This is a genomic window from Kangsaoukella pontilimi (assembly GCF_009830125.1).
In the GTDB taxonomy this organism is placed as follows: Bacteria; Pseudomonadota; Alphaproteobacteria; order Rhodobacterales; family Rhodobacteraceae; genus Kangsaoukella; species Kangsaoukella pontilimi.
In genome coordinates, this window is record NZ_WUPT01000003.1 from 101,817 (window position 1) to 118,250 (window position 16,434).

General features: G+C 66.2%; 16 protein-coding genes. 11 read left to right on the forward strand and 5 right to left on the reverse strand.

The annotated features are described in order from the left end of the window. Window positions 1–135: 135 nt before the first annotated feature. Window positions 136–1,614 (forward strand): hypothetical protein, encoded by a 1,479-nt coding sequence (locus GQ651_RS16070; RefSeq protein ID WP_160765297.1) that lies wholly within the window; start codon window positions 136–138, stop codon window positions 1,612–1,614. Here GQ651_RS16070 and pseI read toward each other — a convergent pair. Then, window positions 1,530–2,585 carry a pseudaminic acid synthase gene (pseI, locus tag GQ651_RS16075; protein WP_160765298.1) on the reverse strand — a complete coding sequence of 352 codons (1,056 nt, stop codon included), beginning with the start codon at window positions 2,583–2,585 and terminating at the stop codon, window positions 1,530–1,532. The genes GQ651_RS16070 and pseI overlap by 85 nt on opposite strands. Before the next feature lie 184 nt (window positions 2,586–2,769). On the opposite strand from pseI, the gene serB reads away from it, so the two are divergent. Next, window positions 2,770–3,642, forward strand: coding sequence for a phosphoserine phosphatase SerB (serB, locus tag GQ651_RS16080; protein ID WP_160765299.1), 873 nt, complete (start codon window positions 2,770–2,772; stop codon window positions 3,640–3,642). On the opposite strand, the gene GQ651_RS16085 is transcribed toward serB, so the two are convergent. After that, window positions 3,632–4,624 carry an asparaginase gene (locus tag GQ651_RS16085; protein WP_160765300.1) on the reverse strand — a complete coding sequence of 331 codons (993 nt, stop codon included), beginning with the start codon at window positions 4,622–4,624 and terminating at the stop codon, window positions 3,632–3,634. The genes serB and GQ651_RS16085 overlap by 11 nt on opposite strands. A gap of 153 nt (window positions 4,625–4,777) precedes the next feature. Here GQ651_RS16085 and GQ651_RS16090 point away from each other — a divergent pair, with 153 nt between their 5' ends. Further along, entirely contained in the window at window positions 4,778–5,311 is a 534-nt protein-coding gene (locus tag GQ651_RS16090) for an invasion associated locus B family protein (RefSeq protein WP_160765301.1), read from the forward strand. A 253-nt stretch (window positions 5,312–5,564) separates the two neighbouring features. Continuing rightward, entirely contained in the window at window positions 5,565–6,749 is a 1,185-nt protein-coding gene (gene rlmN, locus GQ651_RS16095; protein ID WP_160765302.1) for a 23S rRNA (adenine(2503)-C(2))-methyltransferase RlmN, read from the forward strand. Here rlmN and GQ651_RS16100 read toward each other — a convergent pair whose 3' ends face one another. Then, complete coding sequence (locus tag GQ651_RS16100; protein ID WP_160765303.1) at window positions 6,750–6,989, reverse strand: GlsB/YeaQ/YmgE family stress response membrane protein; 240 nt, start codon at window positions 6,987–6,989, stop codon at window positions 6,750–6,752. Window positions 6,990–7,058: 69 nt separating this feature from the next. Then, on the reverse strand, window positions 7,059–7,904 hold the full coding sequence (locus GQ651_RS16105; RefSeq protein WP_160765488.1) for an LOG family protein: 846 nt from the start codon (window positions 7,902–7,904) through the stop codon (window positions 7,059–7,061). Between the two features lie 134 nt (window positions 7,905–8,038). Here GQ651_RS16105 and dapD point away from each other — a divergent pair, with 134 nt between their 5' ends. The 4 genes from dapD to GQ651_RS16125 all read left to right on the forward strand — a co-directional run bounded on the left by dapD (window position 8,039) and on the right by GQ651_RS16125 (window position 10,714). Continuing rightward, the gene (gene dapD / locus GQ651_RS16110; protein ID WP_160765304.1) at window positions 8,039–8,866 is read left to right on the forward strand and encodes a 2,3,4,5-tetrahydropyridine-2,6-dicarboxylate N-succinyltransferase; all 828 of its coding nucleotides are present in this window, start codon (window positions 8,039–8,041) and stop codon (window positions 8,864–8,866) included. Window positions 8,867–9,047: 181 nt separating this feature from the next. Then, window positions 9,048–9,671 (forward strand): hypothetical protein, encoded by a 624-nt coding sequence (locus GQ651_RS16115; protein ID WP_160765305.1) that lies wholly within the window; start codon window positions 9,048–9,050, stop codon window positions 9,669–9,671. Window positions 9,672–9,731: 60 nt separating this feature from the next. Further along, window positions 9,732–10,085 carry a hypothetical protein gene (locus GQ651_RS16120; RefSeq protein WP_160765306.1) on the forward strand — a complete coding sequence of 118 codons (354 nt, stop codon included), beginning with the start codon at window positions 9,732–9,734 and terminating at the stop codon, window positions 10,083–10,085. Then, window positions 10,082–10,714 (forward strand): HAD hydrolase-like protein, encoded by a 633-nt coding sequence (locus GQ651_RS16125; RefSeq protein WP_160765307.1) that lies wholly within the window; start codon window positions 10,082–10,084, stop codon window positions 10,712–10,714. Before GQ651_RS16120 ends, GQ651_RS16125 begins: the two co-directional genes overlap by 4 nt. Here GQ651_RS16125 and GQ651_RS16130 read toward each other — a convergent pair. Continuing rightward, window positions 10,706–12,265, reverse strand: coding sequence for a Hint domain-containing protein (locus GQ651_RS16130; protein WP_160765308.1), 1,560 nt, complete (start codon window positions 12,263–12,265; stop codon window positions 10,706–10,708). The two genes, GQ651_RS16125 and GQ651_RS16130, sit on opposite strands and share 9 nt — an antisense overlap. A 183-nt stretch (window positions 12,266–12,448) precedes the next feature. Here GQ651_RS16130 and dapE point away from each other — a divergent pair, with 183 nt between their 5' ends. From dapE to rnr, 3 genes are all read left to right on the forward strand, one after another. Then, window positions 12,449–13,591, forward strand: a complete 1,143-nt coding sequence (gene dapE, locus GQ651_RS16135) for a succinyl-diaminopimelate desuccinylase (RefSeq protein WP_160765309.1) — start codon at window positions 12,449–12,451, stop codon at window positions 13,589–13,591. Further along, a complete protein-coding gene (locus GQ651_RS16140) occupies window positions 13,588–14,019 on the forward strand; it encodes a GNAT family N-acetyltransferase (protein ID WP_227258308.1) in 432 nt (143 codons plus the stop codon). The genes dapE and GQ651_RS16140 overlap by 4 nt, the downstream gene beginning before the upstream one ends. A 134-nt stretch (window positions 14,020–14,153) precedes the next feature. Beyond that, a complete protein-coding gene (rnr, locus tag GQ651_RS16145; protein WP_160765310.1) occupies window positions 14,154–16,412 on the forward strand; it encodes a ribonuclease R in 2,259 nt (752 codons plus the stop codon). The last annotated feature ends 22 nt before the right edge of the window (window positions 16,413–16,434 follow it).

A 16,434-nucleotide genomic window follows, 5' to 3' on the forward strand; every position in this document is an offset into this window, starting at 1 on the left:
ACTGCTCGAGTTTTTTGCTCGTTTGCGCGAAATTACTCACCAATGATTCCGCGTGCCAAGGACTTTCTCCGACTGCACGAATAATACCTAATTGCAAACAGGATGTTGCCACTTTTGCCACGAAAATACGGCCAGATGATGTTGCGGGCGCTTGCGCCTGCCTTGCTGGACCGGTGGCCGATGCTGCACGACACAAGATTTTTTCCCGACCTTGCGGACCCTAACAGCCGTGGGGCTTCGACCGGAACACGCTATGACCTTGGCCGCGCGCTGGGCATCGTGCGGGCGATGGATACCAGCCCCACCCGCGCCGCCGTTTTCGACGAGATCAAGTCGAAGAACCGTGTCGTCTGGCTGGCCGACAGTCTCTATGCCCGAGCCGATGCGCGGCTGACCCGCCGGCTGATCCTCGCCGCCTATATGCTGAAATCCGTGGCTTCCTTCGGTCCCGCACCGGGGCGGGACGCTCGGGCGGTCACCGTCGCCGGCTTTGCCAACGAGGTTCACGCCATCGACCGCGTTGCGGCGCTTCTGCCCGACACGCCGTTTGCACATATCCGCGCCAAGCGCAGCAACCTGACCGCGCGCGGTCAGGGCGCGGCACTTCTCGCTACGCTCGGCCTGATCGGCGCGCGCTGGCGCTATCTGGGGCGTCTGGCGCGGCGACATGACTTCATGCCCGCCTGTCGGATCGCCTCCACGCTGGCGGCCTATGCCCGTTTCGGGGCGATGCTCGACGCCGCGCCCCGCGCGCGTGCCGCCATCGTTGCAAGCAATTACAGCCCCGATGCACTCGGCCTCTCGGCGGCGGCCCACAAGGCCGGGCGCCGCGTCGTCTATGTCAACCACGCGCCGGTGCCACAGAATAGCCCCTACGTCCCGCCGGTCCACGCCGATTGCGCCTTCTTCAACGGCGCGGCGATCCACGACACCTACAAGAGCCGGAGCCGCTGCGACACGCATCCCGTCTTCATCGGGCAGGAGGGCGCGACCGCACGGATGCGCCTGACCGCCGACGCCCCCCGTACCGTCGGCATCTTCCTGACCGCACTCACCCGCAAAGATACGCTGACACGGCTCGTGAGCGAAATCCGCACCGCGCATCCGGACGCCCATATCCTGATCCGCCACCACCCCGTGGCGCTTCTGAAAACCGATCTGACCGAGCTCGAGGCCGAAACGCCCAACCTGACCGTTACCATCGGCACCCCGCTCGACGGTGACATCGCCGCCTGCGATGCAGTCATCTGCGGCAATAGCGGCGTGATCCTGAACACGCTTCGCGGCGGCCGGCCCGTGGCCTATCTGCCGGCGCTCGACGAATTGCCGCTCGACTACAACGGGTTCCTGGCCGAGGGGCTGGTCCCCCGGATCGACGCTTTCACGGCCGAAACGCATGACATGCTGACCGGCTTCTACGACCGGGCCGAGTGGACAAAGACCATGCGCCGCTTCGATGCGTCCTACCTGCGCCCGGCCGAGGACCTCGCCCAGGCCGCGCGTCAGACCCTGATGGCGCTTCTGGCGCTTCAGCCGTCGGCGACCATCCCGGCTTCCAACGGTGTGCCGCGCGCCACGTCGCGCCCCGCCGTCTTGCCCAGCACGTCCTCGTAATACTTGGTGTGCATCCCGAAACCGGGACGAATGCATCGGATGTTCTCGGGCGTGAATGTCTCGCCCGCTGCGATATCGGCCACCACATAGATCGACCTGCGGAAGCGTTCTGACTTCTTCTCGGTGGCACTCGCCGCGCCAAAAGCCCCGTCCCCGATGGCCGACCATGCCTCTGCCACGTCACGCACATAGGCGGCCATCGTCTCGGGCGTGGCCGAAAAGGCCGAATCCACCGTGTCGTCATCGGCGCTGAGCGTCAGGTGCTTTTCGAACACCGTCGCGCCAAGACCCACCGCGGTGATCGCCGCCACGCTGCCCACGGTGTGATCCGAAAGCCCGACCTGGCAATCCGGGAACATCGCGGCCAGCGCCGGGATACGGGCAAGGTTGCTGTCGGCCACGGCGGCCGGATAGCTCGACGTGCAGGCCAGCAGGCAGACCGGACCCGAGCCTGCTTCTGCCAGATGAGCGCGCGTTTCCCGGATGTCCTGCTCCGAGGCCAGTCCGCAGGACACGATCACCGGCTTTTTCGTCGCCGCGACCTTTTTCAGAAGCGGCACGAACGTGTGCTCGAACGACGCGACCTTGAAGGCAGGCGCGCCGAGGTCCTCTAGGAAATCCACCGCCGTCTCGTCGAAAGGCGTCGAGAAGATCTCGATTCCAAGACGCCGTGCGTCCTCGAACAGTTCCGCGTGCCATTCCCACGGCGTATGCGCCTCGTCATAGAGGTCATAGAGCGTCCGACCGTTCCAGAGGCTGCCGGGGTCCTCGATCCGGAAATCGGCGCTGTCATGGTCGATGGTGATCGTGTCGGCGGTATAGGTCTGAAGCTTGACCGCGTCAGCGCCGCTCTCGGCGGCGGCGGCGACAAGTTCTTTCGCGCGGGTCAGGTCGCCGCCGTGATTGCCCGAGATCTCGGCGATGACATAGGGGCGGTCCTTGGGCGAAATCCGGCGTCCGGCAATCTGCATGTGACTATCCTGCTCGTGCGTTTTGCGCAGTTCTACCCCGTCGCGGGGACTGGCGAAAGCCCGCCATCGGCGTGCCGCGCCAATCTCTCCGCACCTGTGGTCGCCCGCTTTCCGTCCGCGGGGGTTTCCGAGGCTGCGATATGACGCTAGATCGCGGGCAACTGTCTATAGCGGACCGAAAACCATGTATGTCGTCTCTCTGATCGCGCCTCGCGGCCTTCTCGACCCGTCCCTCGTCACCAGCCTGCAAACCGCATGGGGCGGGGGCGAGGCGGTCTGGCTGTCACCCGACGAGGCGGCGGAGTTTCCGGTTGCCGCGGTACCGGGGAACCTCGACCCGGTTCGCGCGGATGTGGCGGGCATGTCGGTTGATGTGAACGTGGTCCCCGCCGAGGGCCGCCGCAAACGCCTTCTGATCGCGGATATGGATTCGACCATGATCGGTCAGGAATGCATCGACGAGTTGGCCGACGAGGCGGGGGTAGGCGCACATGTGGCGGGCATAACCGCGCGGGCCATGAACGGAGAGCTGGATTTCGAAGAGGCCCTGACCGAGCGTGTCGGCCTTCTGAAAGGGCTGCCCGTGTCGGTGATCGACCGCGTTCTCGACACGCGGATCACGCTCGCCGCGGGCGGGCCCGAGCTGGTCGCCACGATGCGGGCGGGCGGCGCGCGGGCGGCGCTGGTCTCGGGCGGGTTCGTTCAGTTCACAGGCCGGATCGCGGAAAAGCTCGGCTTCGACGAGCACCGGGCCAACACGCTCCTTGAGGCGGATGGCACCCTCACCGGCGACGTCGCGCGCCCGATCCTCGGGCGGGACGCCAAGGTCACCGCACTGAACGAGATAACCGCCGCCATGGGCGTGACCCCGATGGAGGCGGTGGCGGTGGGCGACGGCGCCAATGACCTCGGCATGATCGAGGCGGCGGGCATGGGCGTGGCGCTTCACGCCAAGCCATCCGTCGCGGCTCAGGCACCGGTCCGGGTGGACCACGGCGATCTGACCGCGCTTCTGTTCCTGCAGGGCTATGCCCGGGCCGACTTCGTCACCCCGTAAGGCCAGCCACCGGTCGGACATGGCCCGTGTTGACCCCCATCCGGTTGGGAACCGGCTGCGCCAGTAACGCGGCAATGCCCGGCGCATCGGCGGAAACCGCGCCAACCCGGACCAGAAGCGCCGCGATGACGGCAGTCGAGGCGCGCTTGGCCCCGTCGTCGATCTTGACGGCAATGCCGATCCCCCGCTCGGGCAGAATGGCGGTATAGACGCCTTCGGCCCCGGTTTTCGCGACGAAGCGGCCCGGAGCACTGTCCATCAATGTCTTGCAGGCGGCGAGGCGGCCAGAGACGAGACCCGGATGCGCCATCATCGCCTCGCGCAGCCGGACCATGGCCGACTGCCGTGCGTCTCTGCCGTCGATGGCGGTGGCAAAGCGTGCCATCGCGCCCGCCAGATTGCGGAGCGTCGTGGCAAAATTCGGTGCCGAGCAGCCGTCGATACCCCATCCGGGTGAGGGCGCGCCGGTCACCTCCTCGAAGGCGGCGCGCACCGCTTTCTGCACCGGGTGATCCATCTCCACATAGTCCGGCCCGGCGCCCAGATGCCGGGCGAGCATCAGGAAGCCGGTATGCTTTCCCGAACAGTTGTTGTGGACGCGGGTGGGGGCCTCTCCAGCGCGGATCATTTCGTCGTGGTGCGCGGGGTCGCGCGACGCCTCCGGCCCGCAGAGCAGGTCATGCGCGCCGAGTCCGAGGTCGCCCAGCCAGCGTGAAACAAGCTCGACATGCCGCGGTTCGCCCTCGTGACTGGCTGAGGCCAGCGCCAGCCGCACGGCATCGAGATCCCGGCCCGCGCCGGATTCCAGAAGCGGCAGCGCCTGGATCATCTTGCAGGACGAGCGCGGCAGGATGACCTTGTCAGGGTCGCCCCAGCCGTCGATCAATGCACCATCCGGCCCGACGATTGCCGCATGGCCCCGGTGAACGGACTCGGTGATCTCGCCTCGGGTGACTTCGGCCAGAAGGGCGGCATCGGACATCGGACAACCTCGCGGGAATGTGCGGCGATTTTCCGCCGTTCGGGGGTTTCGTTCCTGAACCGGATTACGTTATTGATCGCCTATTGATAAGGGGCTTTCAGGTCCGAACGGCGCCCTGAAGACAGTGCCGAAGACCGGGGAAAAGGCAGCAGCATGTTCAGAGCACATATCGCGAGTATCATCCTAGGCGCGGCAACGGCCGCGGTGGCGGCGCCGGCGGCGTTTGCACAGGAAGTGTCGAACCGCGTCGCGGCGGATACGGACTGGGCCGTCTTCGAGGCGGCCGATCCGAGGGAATGCTGGGCGGTCACAGCGCCCAAGGAAACCGTGAACACGCGCGACGGGCGCGTGGTGTCGGTCCGTCGGGGGGACATCCTCCTCTTCGTGACATGGCGCCCGGCGTCGAGCGTGGCGGGAGAGGTCAGCTTCACCGGCGGATATCCCTTCGCCGAGGGCTCGACCGTGACACTGGATATCGGCGGGACCACCTTCGAGATGTTCACGGAAGGCGAATACGCCTGGCCCGCGACGCCTGCGGACGACCAGAAGATCATCACCGCCATCAAGCGCGGCGCCAACGCGGTCGTGACGGCGCGCTCGTCGCGCGGGACCCAGACGCAGGACACGTTCTCGCTTCTTGGTGCGACCGCGATGATCGAGGACGCGGAACGCCGCTGCGCGTCGTAAGCGATGCCTGTTGCAGGGGGGGCTGTCTGCCCCCCTCTGCGCGGCTTCGCGCACATTCACCCCCCAACAGCGTTTCGAATTTCAATTATATAATCTTGCATCGGTTTTGCGTTCGCCCAAAGGGCGAGGCAGCGAAAGCCGATCCTTTGCAATTCGAAATGCTGCAGGATTTCCAGGACCCAAAGAAACGGATTGCTTTTGCAATTCGGGCAGTATCGCTTATATGAGCGGCTTCTGAACGAGAGTGCCCAAGATGACCGCCACCGCGCCGATCACACAGGATGTCATGACGATCCCCCGGAAGTTGCCGGAGGGGCCGATGAACATCGTCGGTCTGACCCGTGATCAGCTGCGCGATGCGCTGATCGCGGCGGGCACGCCCGAGAAGCAGGCCAAGATGCGCGTGGGCCAGATCTGGCAGTGGGTCTATCACTGGGGCGTCCGCGATTTCGAGGCGATGACGAACCTCTCCAAGGCCTACCGCGCCGAGCTGGCCGAGCGCTTCGTGATCGCCGTGCCCGAGGTCGTCAGCCGCAACGTCAGCGCCGACGGAACACGCAAGTACCTTGTAAGGATCGCGGGCGGCCACGAGGTCGAGGTGGTCTATATCCCCGAGACCGATCGCGGCACGCTCTGCATCTCGTCACAGGTCGGTTGCACGCTGACCTGCTCCTTCTGCCACACCGGTACGCAGAAGCTGGTCCGGAACCTGACGGCGGGCGAGATCGTCGGCCAGATCATGGTGGCCCGCGACGATCTGGACGAATGGCCCGAACCCGGCACCGGCACGGGCGAGGCGGGGCCGCGCCTGTTGTCGAACATCGTTCTGATGGGCATGGGTGAGCCGCTCTATAACTTCGAGGCCGTGCGCGACGCGATGAAGGTGGCCATGGACGGCGAGGGCATCAGCCTGTCCCGTCGCCGGATCACCCTGTCGACCAGCGGCGTCGTGCCCGAGATCGCGCGGACGGCCGAAGAGATCGGCTGCATGCTGGCCGTGTCGTTCCATGCCACCACGGACGAGGTGCGCGACAAGCTGGTGCCGATCAACAAGAAATGGCCGATTGCCGGGCTGCTCGACGCGCTTCGCGCCTATCCCAAGGCGTCGAACTCCGAGCGGATCACCTTCGAATACGTTATGCTGAAAGGTGTGAACGACAGCGACGAGGATGCGCGCCGGCTGGTGAACCTGATCAAGGGCATCCCCGCCAAGATCAACCTTATCCCCTTCAACGAATGGCCCGGCGCGCCCTATGAGCGCTCGGACTGGGAACGGATCGAGGCCTTTGCCGATATCGTCTACAAGGCCGGCTATGCCTCGCCCATCCGCACGCCGAGGGGCGAGGACATCATGGCAGCCTGCGGTCAGCTCAAATCCGCGACCGAGCGAGCGCGGAAATCGCGCGCAGAGATCGCGGCCGAGACGGGTCTCGGCTGATCAGGATTTCTTGAGCTTGCCCACGATCCAGAGAAGGATCACGGCGCCCACGGTCGCGATGATCAGCGATCCGACGAAGCCGCTCGCAGTGATGCCGAGCGCACTGCCGAGAAACCCGCCGATATAGGCGCCCACGATCCCCACCAGGATGTTCATCAGGATGCCCTGGCTCTTGTTCATGAACATTGAGGCCAGCCAGCCCGCCAGCCCGCCGATGATCAACCATGCAATGAAACCCATTTGCGTGTTCCCTTTCCTGTCCAAATCAATCCGGCCCAACACTTGCGAGGGCCGTTCCGTTCCCTACCGCTAGCGGCCGGGCACGCCGTCGCGCTTGGTCCGGGGCAGGTGCCAGTCATCCATGATCGCGATGGCCTCTTCGGCGGTATCGACGAACCGGAAGAGATCCAGATCGTCGTCCGAGATGGTGCCCGCGTCGGCCAGCGCGGACCAGTCGATGATCCGCTCCCAGAAATCCCGCCCGAAAAGCAGGAAGGGAACGCGGCGCATCCGGCCGGTCTGAATCAGGGTCAGCGACTCGAAAAGCTCGTCCAGCGTACCGAAACCGCCGGGAAAGACGGCGATGGCGGCAGCGCGCATGAGGAAATGCATCTTCCGGATCGCGAAATAGTGGAAGTTGAAGGCCAGTTCCGGCGTCACATAGGGGTTCGGCGCCTGCTCGTGGGGCAGGACGATGTTAAGTCCGATGGACTGCCCGCCCGCATCCGCCGCGCCGCGATTGCCCGCCTCCATCACGCCGGGGCCGCCGCCCGTGACGATGACGTTTTCGCCCTTGCCCTCGGCCAGCGACCGTTCGGTCAGAATACGGGCAAAATCCCGTGCCACGTCATAGAAATGACTGAGATCGGCCAAGGTTTCGGTCCGGGCCGTATCGCGCTTGGCGGGCTCGGGGATGCGCGCGCCGCCGAACAGAACCACGGTCGAAGTGATGCCGGCCTCGGTCATCAGCATCTCGGGCTTCAGCAGTTCCAGTTGCAGACGCACCGGACGCAACTCGTCACGGCAGAGGAAATCCGCGTCGCTGAAGGCAAGACGGTAGGACGGCGAGCGGGTCTGCGGCGTGTCGGGAATGCCGCGCGCGGTTTCGATATCCTGATGGGCGTCGCGGAAAACGCGCTGGCGCTCGTCGTTCATCTGGTACTCCTCGAACCGTTGATCCCACATGCCTCGCAGACGCGGGCGGCCTTGTCCATTGACGAGGCTCCATTGCCCCCCGGGTTCCGTCGCGCTATGTGGCGCGCGACAGCTTTGAGGGGAAGGACCGATCCATGTCGAATGCCGCGCTTGAAACCGCCATCGAAGCCGCCTGGGATGCCCGCGACGGCATCAGCCCGTCCACCAAGGGCGAGACCCGCGAAGCGATCGAGGATACGCTCAATGCGCTGGACAGCGGTGAGCTACGCGTGGCCGAACGTGGCGACGACGGCACCTGGCATGTGAACCAGTGGGCGAAAAAGGCCGTTCTGCTGGGGTTCCGGCTGAAAGACATGGAAGAACAAAGCGGTGGCCCGCAAGGCGGCGGCTGGTGGGACAAGGTCGACAGCAAGTTCAAGGGCTGGGGCGACAATCAGTGGAAGGCCGCCGGGTTCCGCGCCGTGCCCAACTGTATCGTGCGGAAATCGGCCTATATCGCGCCGGGCGTCGTCCTGATGCCGTCCTTTGTGAACCTCGGCGCCTATGTCGACAGCGGCACCATGGTCGACACCTGGGCCACGGTCGGTTCCTGCGCGCAGATCGGCAAGAACGTGCACCTGTCTGGCGGCGTCGGCATCGGCGGCGTGCTTGAGCCGATGCAGGCGGGCCCGACCATCATCGAGGACAACTGCTTCATCGGGGCACGGTCCGAGGTGGTCGAGGGCTGTATCGTCCGCGAAGGCTCGGTCCTTGGCATGGGTGTCTTTATCGGCCAGTCCACCAAGATCGTCGATCGCGAGACCGGCGAGGTCATGTATGGCGAAGTGCCGCCCTATTCGGTGGTTGTCGCGGGCTCGATGCCGTCGAAGAACGGAATCAACCTCTACTGCGCCGTTATCGTGAAGCGGGTGGACGAGAGGACGCGCTCGAAGACCGGTATCAACGAGCTTCTGCGCGACTGATCCGCTGCCACAATCCGGGCTGACTGTTCTCGCCCGCGAAACGAACTGATTTCGCGCGGTAGTCGGTCGGCCCCGAAGCCGTCCCTATTCGGTCACCGGTCTCCATTAACCTTCATGAATGGTTAATGGTTTAGCGAATGTATTTCGCATCCGGCAGGCCGTGGGCGATTTGCGCGCCCTCATGGCCGAGACGAGCTCTGCGACGATTGAGCGGATGCTTGGAGACATGCCGGGTGGTTCGGGCGACGCGGCGCGTGCGCTCGATACGATCTTGTCACGATCCGGGGGGCGGTTTGATCTCCCTCGGGACGAGGCGCTTTATTCCGCGTGTCTTTTCGCGGCGGCCCAGCCGGATCAGGATTTCCCTGCCTTCATCGCGGCAACGGCGCTGTTGCTTCTGGACCGTCTTCAGGACGGGCAGGGGGGCGACGACCTCTATTGGAACTGGGACAGCTTCCGCGCGCACTATGCGCTGGCCGATCCCTCCAGCCGTTCGGCCCTGATGAACGGCTTCCGTATCGGCGCAGCCACGGGACAGCTTCTGATCGACCCCGAGCCGGACCCGGAAGAGTGCCTGACACAGCCCATGGCCAGGCTTCTAGACAGCCCGGCGCATCCCGAGCTTCTGGCGCTTGTCCGCAAGAACGCCGATCCGCGCGTCGCGGGTGCCGTCTGGGGTGAGATGGCCGATTATACGGCCGCGCCGGCGGACCTTGCCGTCATTCGCTATCTCTACGAGCGTCCGGCCTCGATCGCGCCGCCCGCGCCCGAGCGGGTGCGGCTGATCCCGTGGTCTCCGGTCTAGCTCTGTCCGGTCGCACCTGACGTCTTGCAAGGCAGGGCGTCCTCTGCCAAGTGCCTTGCCATGGCGAAGGGTGACAAGAAGAAAAGCCAGCAGGTCTATACGCTGGTGGTGCAGGTGGGCCGCAAGGCGGGCGACGGCCTGCCCGATGGCGCAACCGGCGCAGCGCTGATGTGCTTCGCCAGCGGCGTGGACGAGGCCGAAGCAGTGCGCGAGACGGTTGCCGTCCTGAAACAGGCCGATCTTGCGCCTCTCGACGTCACCGGCCACGGCACGCTTGACGAGCGTCTGGCCGAGGGTCACGAGATCGACGAGGACGAGCGTGCGCTGATGGACCGCGCCTTGGCCGACAATGCCGTGATCGTCGTGCAGATGACTCCGTTTTTCGGGGATGACGACGGGGAAGCGGACGCATGAAGGCGATCTTTCTCGACCTCGACGGCACGCTCATGGATTCGAAACCGGGGATCGAATCCTCGCTTCGCCATGCCTTTCAGGAAACCGGCCATGACGAACTGGCCGCGAGCGACCTCACCTGGATGATCGGCCCGCCCTTTCAGGACAGTTTCGCCCGCGCCGGTGTCCGCGATCCGGACAAGGCGATCGCGCTCTACCGCGCGCATTATCAGGCCAGCGGCATGTTCACCGCCTCGGTCTATGACGGCGTGTTCGACATGCTCGACACGCTGGCCGACACTGGCGCCGAGCTGTTCATCGCCACCGCCAAGCCTCACGCCTATGCCCGGCTGATCACCGCGCATTTCGGTCTCTCGCGCTACATGGTGGCCGAGTTCGGCCCCGAACTGGATGGAACCCGCGCGCACAAGGGCGATCTTCTGGCCTATGCGCTGCAAGAGACCGGACACCGCCCGGACAGCTCTGTTATGGTCGGCGACCGTCACCACGACATGGACGCAGGCGCGCGCGTCGGTATGCCCACGATCGCCGTGACATGGGGCTATGGCAGCGAGGACGAATGGACCGGCGCCGCTGCCCGGATCGACCGGCCCGCCGAGCTTGCCCCGGCCATCGCATCCCTAGGCTGACAGCAGTTTCGCCTCAAAGCTCTTGAGCGTTGGCCGCGCCGCAGGGCCGTAACCTTCGCCTGTCTCGGGGTCGAGCTCGGGGAAGATCGCGCAGATCTCCTCGATCACCTCGCGTTCGAAGCATTCGGCTGTCTGGGGGCCGGGCAGGAAGCTCTCGGACAACAGCCCGTTCGACCAGACCACCTGATGCCGGTCGAACAGGATATGGACATAGTCCACAGTTCCGCCCTCGATCTGACGCACCTTCCGCCCGTCGATCAGGTCGCGCGCAGCGATCAGAACCTCGGCTGATCCGAACAGAAGCTCGGCATGGGTGTTTCGCACCAGAATGCGGTGCAGGGGAGATACCCGGATGCGGTCATGGTCACCGAAGACACCCCGTGCGATCTCGACCGGAGCCATCGCGCCTTCGGCCGCCATGGTTCGCCGCCCGATCCATCGAATGGGCTGAGGCCCATCGTCCCGCGTCACCACCATGTCCCCCACGCCGAGGCTCTCGACCGCACGCGGCCCGTCCGGCGTGCGGATCAGCGTCCCGGCCACGAAGCAGGGCACCGTGTTCAGCGTGACGACTGCCGTGTCGAGCTGCCGGGCGTTCCCGGTTCCATAGGCCGCCGTGTAGTCGAACGTGCCCTGGATCACGCCGCTGTCGTCGGCAGTAATGGTGACCGTGCCGTCCGCATTGAGCGTGACGGTCTCGCCATTGCCGATGTCGACGGTGTCGCCCACCTCGACCGCCTGCCCGTTGATCTCGGTGATGAAGATGACGCTCTGTCCGGGGCCGACATCGTTGGCCCTGAGATCGACCGTGACCGACGCGTCTTCCCAGATGTCGACCGTGTCGTCCACGGCGGTGAAGTTGTTCGCGCCGCCGCCACCGCCACCGCCGCCACCGTTGCCGTTCCCGTTGTCGGCATTGCCACGCGGGGAATCGTTCCCCCCGTTGCCGTTGGACGGATTGCCCACGGCCTGCCCGTTATTCGCCTCGGCCCGGACCGCCAGCGCCGACAGAACCGCCGCCGCGCCAAGGGTGCGCGTCGCGATCCGGATCGAGTTCACGCGGGATTTCCAGACGCCCAGAACCGCGCCCATCCCGATCCGGAGGCCGGCGTCCGCGGTGGCGGCCACAGGGACGTGGCCATCCGCCTGTCCTTCGGCACGCCGTGAGACCTGTGCGGGCCGCATCGCCTGACGATGCCCGTTGATCCAGATCGTCACCCCGTCCGACAACAGCCGTTCGCCGCCCGAAATCGGCACCTCGTCCGCGACGAGGGCCATGGACAGGCCAAGGTGGTCGGTCTCTGGAATGAAATCGATGTCGATATGCGCCGAGGGCGCGTCCTGCGAGGCGCCGGTGGACAGAACCGCCGAGCCATCCGCGCCCAGCCCGGACACATCGCGATTGCCCGAGAACGACGCACCGACCACGCGGATGCCGCTCCCGAGAATGGCCTTCGCCATCTCGAGCGCGCTTGCGCCGGGTACCTCTGGAACGCTGGGCACTGCCTCTGCCTCGTTCTCATATACGAGGCCGGGCCCGCCACCGGTCATACCGGTGCCGCTTGCCTGTTCAGATCGCGCGCCCGAAGTGTTCTTCGTGACGAACGGAACCCTGCCTCGGGTTATAGTTATCCACAGGGTGCCTGAAAACGCCCCGTTTCGAAAGCCTTTTCTCTCACCCGGCGGTAAAGCGTGCCCGTTGATGTCCCGCCGACCTCGGGGTAGCAGAGCGGAATGAGCACCGATCCCGCCGACCTGACCGCCCGCCTCGTCCGCTGCCCCTCCGTCACTCCGGAGGAAGGCGGCGCCATTTCGCTTCTGGAAGAGGCGCTTGCCGCCGCCGGCTTCGACTGCATTCGTGCCGACCGGGGCGAGGTCTCGAACCTGATTGCCCGCTGGGGCGACAAGGGCCACGCCCGCACCTTCGGCTTCAACGGCCATACCGACGTGGTCCCCGTGGGCGATCCCGCCGACTGGAGCGCCGAACCCTTCGGCGCCGAGCTGCGGGACGGCTGGATGTATGGGCGCGGCACGACCGACATGAAATCCGGCGTAGCCGCATTCGTCGCCGCCGCCATAGACTTCGTGACCGAAACGCCCCCGGAGGGCGCGATCCTGATCACGGTGACCGGCGACGAGGAAGGTGACGCCGCGGACGGCACCCGCGCCATCCTCGACCGCATGGCGGCAGAGGGCGAGGCTATGACCGTCTGCCTCGTGGGCGAGCCGACCTGCCCCGAAACCTTCGGCGACATGATCAAGATCGGGCGGCGCGGCTCGATGTCCGCCCATATCGTCGCCTCGGGCGTGCAGGGCCACACCGCCTATCCCCACCGCGCGAAGAACCCGGTGCCCGCCATGGCCCGGCTGGCCGACCGGCTGGCGAGCCATACGCTGGACGAAGGGTCCGAGCATTTCGACCCCTCGACGCTGGCCGTCACCACCATCGACACCGGTAACCCGGCGACCAATGTGATCCCGGCGGCGTGCCGGATGACCGTCAATCTCCGCTTCAACGACCTGCATTCTTCGGAGGCGCTGACCCGCTGGATGAAATCCGAAGCCGCCCGCGTGACCGAAGAAACTGGCATCGAATTCGCCATGACCGTGCGCGTCTCGGGCGAGAGTTTCCTGACCCCGCCGGGCGAGCTATCTGCGCTGATCGCGAACGCGGTTCAGGCCGAAACCGGCGTGACGCCCGAACTCTCGACCTCTGGCGGCACCTCCGACGCGCGCTTCATCCGCGCCCACTGTCCTGTGGTCGAATTCGGCCTCGTCGGCCAGACCATGCACCAGGTCGACGAACGGGTGGAGGTCGCCCAGATCGGCCAGCTCAAATCGGTCTATTCCCGCATCCTGAAAGACTGGTTCGCATGAGCGCCATCACCGTCGGTCTGACCGACGACCTCGCCACCTGCCTCGCCATCCGCCGCGTGGTCTTCATCGAGGGCCAGAACGTCCCCGAGGAGGAAGAGGTCGACGGCCGCGACGGCGAGGCGCTGCACCTTCTGGCGTACCAGGACGGAGATGCCATCGGCACCGCGCGGATGCTGATCGACGGCGAGACGGGCAAGATCGGCCGCGTCGCCGTCCTTGACAGCGCGCGCGGACAGGGCGCGGGCCGCGCGCTCATGCTGGCCGCCCTGGAAGAACTCCGCGCCCGCGGCCTCCGCGAAGCTTGGCTCGGCTCTCAGACCCACGCCCTCGCCTTCTACGAGCCGCTCGGTTTTCAGGCTGTCGGCCCCGAATTCATCGACGCAGGCATCCCCCACCGGATGATGATGACCCGCCTCACATCCGGCTGAAACGGTCCGTCTTTCTTTGGGTCCGGGAAATCCTCGGGGGTGAATTGGCCGCAGGCCAAGAGGGGGCAGACAGCCCCCTTGAGACCCGCCCCGAAACCGCGTGACGTCTTCCCGTCCGCGTGCTACCCGGCGACATGGCCCGTATACCGTCCAAGGACGAGATCCTCGCCTGGATCTCCGAGAACCCCACCCAGACCTCGAAGCGCGATATTTCCCGGGCCTTCGGGATCAAGGGGGCTGACCGGATCGACCTCAAGCGCGTGCTGAAAGAGCTGGAAGAGGACGGCCATCTGGAAAAGCGCCGCAAGACCTATCGCGACCCCGAGCGCTTGCCGCCCGTTTCGGTCCTGATGGTCACCGGCCCGAATGCCGACGGTGATCTCTTCGCCCGCCCGCTCGAATGGCAGGGCGAGGGGACCGAACCGGTCGTCCTCCTGATCCTCCGCGCCTCCGACCCTGCCCTTGGCGAGGGCGACCGCATCCTCGCCCGGCTCACCCAGGTCAAGGCCGAGGACCACGCCTATGAAGGCCGCCTGATCCGCCGCATCGGCACCAATCCCCGCCGCGTGCTGGGCATCTTCCGCGCCCATGCCGAGGGCGGGCGCATCGTTCCCATCGACAAGGGCGCCGACCGCGAGTGGCGCGTGGCGCCCGACGGGGTGAGGGGCGCGAAGGACGGCGAACTGGTCGAGGCCGAACAGGCCGGGCCGAAGAACTCCATGGGACTGCCGCGCGCCGCCATCGTGACGCGTCTGGGCGACCCCGGCGCGCCCAAGGCCGTCTCGCTTATCGCGATCCATCAGCACGGCATTCCCGACGCCTTCCCCGATGCCGCGATTGCCGAGGCCGACGCCATGCACCCCGCCACGGGCGAGGGGCGCGAGGACCTCACCGACCTGCCCTTTGTCACCATCGACCCGGCCGACGCCCGCGACCATGACGACGCGGTCTATGCCCATGCCGACGACGCCAGGGACAACCCCGACGGTCATGTCATCTGGGTCGCCATCGCGGATGTCGCGCATTACGTCCGCCCCGGCTCGGCGCTGGACACTGAGGCGCGCAAGCGCGGCAACTCCACCTATTTCCCCGACCGTGTCGTGCCCATGCTGCCCGACCGGCTGTCGGGTGACCTCTGCTCGCTACACGAGGGCGTCTCCCGCGCGGTGATCGCCGTCCGCATGGTCATCGGCGCCGATGGCGAGAAGCGCGGGCAGAGCTTTCAGCGGGGGATGATCCGTTCCCGCGCCTCGCTCACCTATGACGAGGCGCAGTCCGCCGAAGATGGCTCCCCGTCCGAACGCGCCGAACCTCTGCTCGACCCGGTCATCCGGCCGCTCTTCGCGGCGCACCGGGCGCTGGCCCGCGCCCGTGAGGCGCGCCAGCCCTTGGATCTCGATCTGCCCGAGCGCCGGATCGTCCTGAACGACGCGGGCGAGGTCACGTCCGTTGCCTTCAGAGAGCGTCTGACCGCCCACCGGCTGATCGAGGACATGATGGTCCTCGCCAACGTCGCCGCCGCCGAGACGCTCCGCGCGAAAAAGCAACCGCTTCTCTACCGTGTCCACGAGGAACCGCAGCCCCAGAAACTCGACGCGCTTCGCGAGATCGTCGAGGCCGCCGGGCTGGTGCTGGCCAAGGGGCAGGTCCTTCAGACCCGCCACCTGAACCGGCTTCTGGCCGCGGCCGAAGGCACCGACCACGACGAGCTGATCAACATGGCGACGCTTCGCGCCATGACGCAGGCCTATTACAGCCCCGAGAATTTCGGCCATTTCGGCCTGGCTCTGTCGGCCTACGCGCATTTCACCTCGCCCATCCGCCGCTATTCCGACCTCGTCGTCCATCGCGGCCTGATCGCGGCCCATGGCTGGGGCGATGACGGGATGACGATGGAAGAGGCCGCCGGACTGGACGCCACCGCCGAGCACATTTCCGAGACCGAGCGCCGCTCGATGGCCGCCGAGCGCGACACGACCGACCGCTACCTCGCCGCCTACCTGTCCGAGCGCGTCGGCACCGACCTGACGGGCCGCATCTCTGGCGTGCAGCGCTTCGGGGCCTTCGTGAAGCTGGACGAGACCGGCGCGGACGGTCTGATCCCGGTCCGCTCTCTCGGGGGCGAGTATTTCCACTTCGACGCCGACGAGCAGTCGCTCATGGGTGCCGACAGCGGCCGCGTGATCCGGCTGGGTCAGCGCGTCACCGTGCGGCTGACCGAGGCGGTGCCGGTGACCGGTGGCCTGATGCTGGAGCTTCTGGAGGTCGACGGCGCAACGCTGCCCCGTACCTCCGGCGCGGGCCGCAAGCGCGGCCCCGTCCGGCGCAAGGCGAAAAAGGCCAAGGCCAAGGCCGCCAAGACCAAGCGCAAGGTCAGCCGCAAACGCTCCTGACCTTTCGGGCGGCGTATTGCCG

Bases quoted from the DNA above. Each gene is read 5' to 3' on its own strand.
- GQ651_RS16120 (WP_160765306.1), top strand. From the start codon at position 9,732: ATGGCGAAGGGTGACAAGAAGAAAAGCCAGCAGGTCTATACGCTGGTG.
- GQ651_RS16100 (WP_160765303.1), bottom strand. From the start codon at position 6,989: ATGGGTTTCATTGCATGGTTGATCATCGGCGGGCTGGCGGGCTGGCTG.
- dapD (WP_160765304.1), top strand. From the start codon at position 8,039: ATGTCGAATGCCGCGCTTGAAACCGCCATCGAAGCCGCCTGGGATGCC.
- GQ651_RS16090 (WP_160765301.1), top strand. From the start codon at position 4,778: ATGTTCAGAGCACATATCGCGAGTATCATCCTAGGCGCGGCAACGGCC.
- GQ651_RS16085 (WP_160765300.1), bottom strand. From the start codon at position 4,624: ATGTCCGATGCCGCCCTTCTGGCCGAAGTCACCCGAGGCGAGATCACC.
- GQ651_RS16125 (WP_160765307.1), top strand. From the start codon at position 10,082: ATGAAGGCGATCTTTCTCGACCTCGACGGCACGCTCATGGATTCGAAA.
- dapE (WP_160765309.1), top strand. From the start codon at position 12,449: ATGAGCACCGATCCCGCCGACCTGACCGCCCGCCTCGTCCGCTGCCCC.
- rnr (WP_160765310.1), top strand. From the start codon at position 14,154: ATGGCCCGTATACCGTCCAAGGACGAGATCCTCGCCTGGATCTCCGAG.
- pseI (WP_160765298.1), bottom strand. From the start codon at position 2,585: ATGCAGATTGCCGGACGCCGGATTTCGCCCAAGGACCGCCCCTATGTC.
- GQ651_RS16115 (WP_160765305.1), top strand. From the start codon at position 9,048: ATGGCCGAGACGAGCTCTGCGACGATTGAGCGGATGCTTGGAGACATG.
- GQ651_RS16105 (WP_160765488.1), bottom strand. From the start codon at position 7,904: ATGAACGACGAGCGCCAGCGCGTTTTCCGCGACGCCCATCAGGATATC.
- GQ651_RS16140 (WP_227258308.1), top strand. From the start codon at position 13,588: ATGAGCGCCATCACCGTCGGTCTGACCGACGACCTCGCCACCTGCCTC.
- serB (WP_160765299.1), top strand. From the start codon at position 2,770: ATGTATGTCGTCTCTCTGATCGCGCCTCGCGGCCTTCTCGACCCGTCC.
- GQ651_RS16070 (WP_160765297.1), top strand. From the start codon at position 136: ATGATGTTGCGGGCGCTTGCGCCTGCCTTGCTGGACCGGTGGCCGATG.
- GQ651_RS16130 (WP_160765308.1), bottom strand. From the start codon at position 12,265: ATGACCGGTGGCGGGCCCGGCCTCGTATATGAGAACGAGGCAGAGGCA.
- rlmN (WP_160765302.1), top strand. From the start codon at position 5,565: ATGACCGCCACCGCGCCGATCACACAGGATGTCATGACGATCCCCCGG.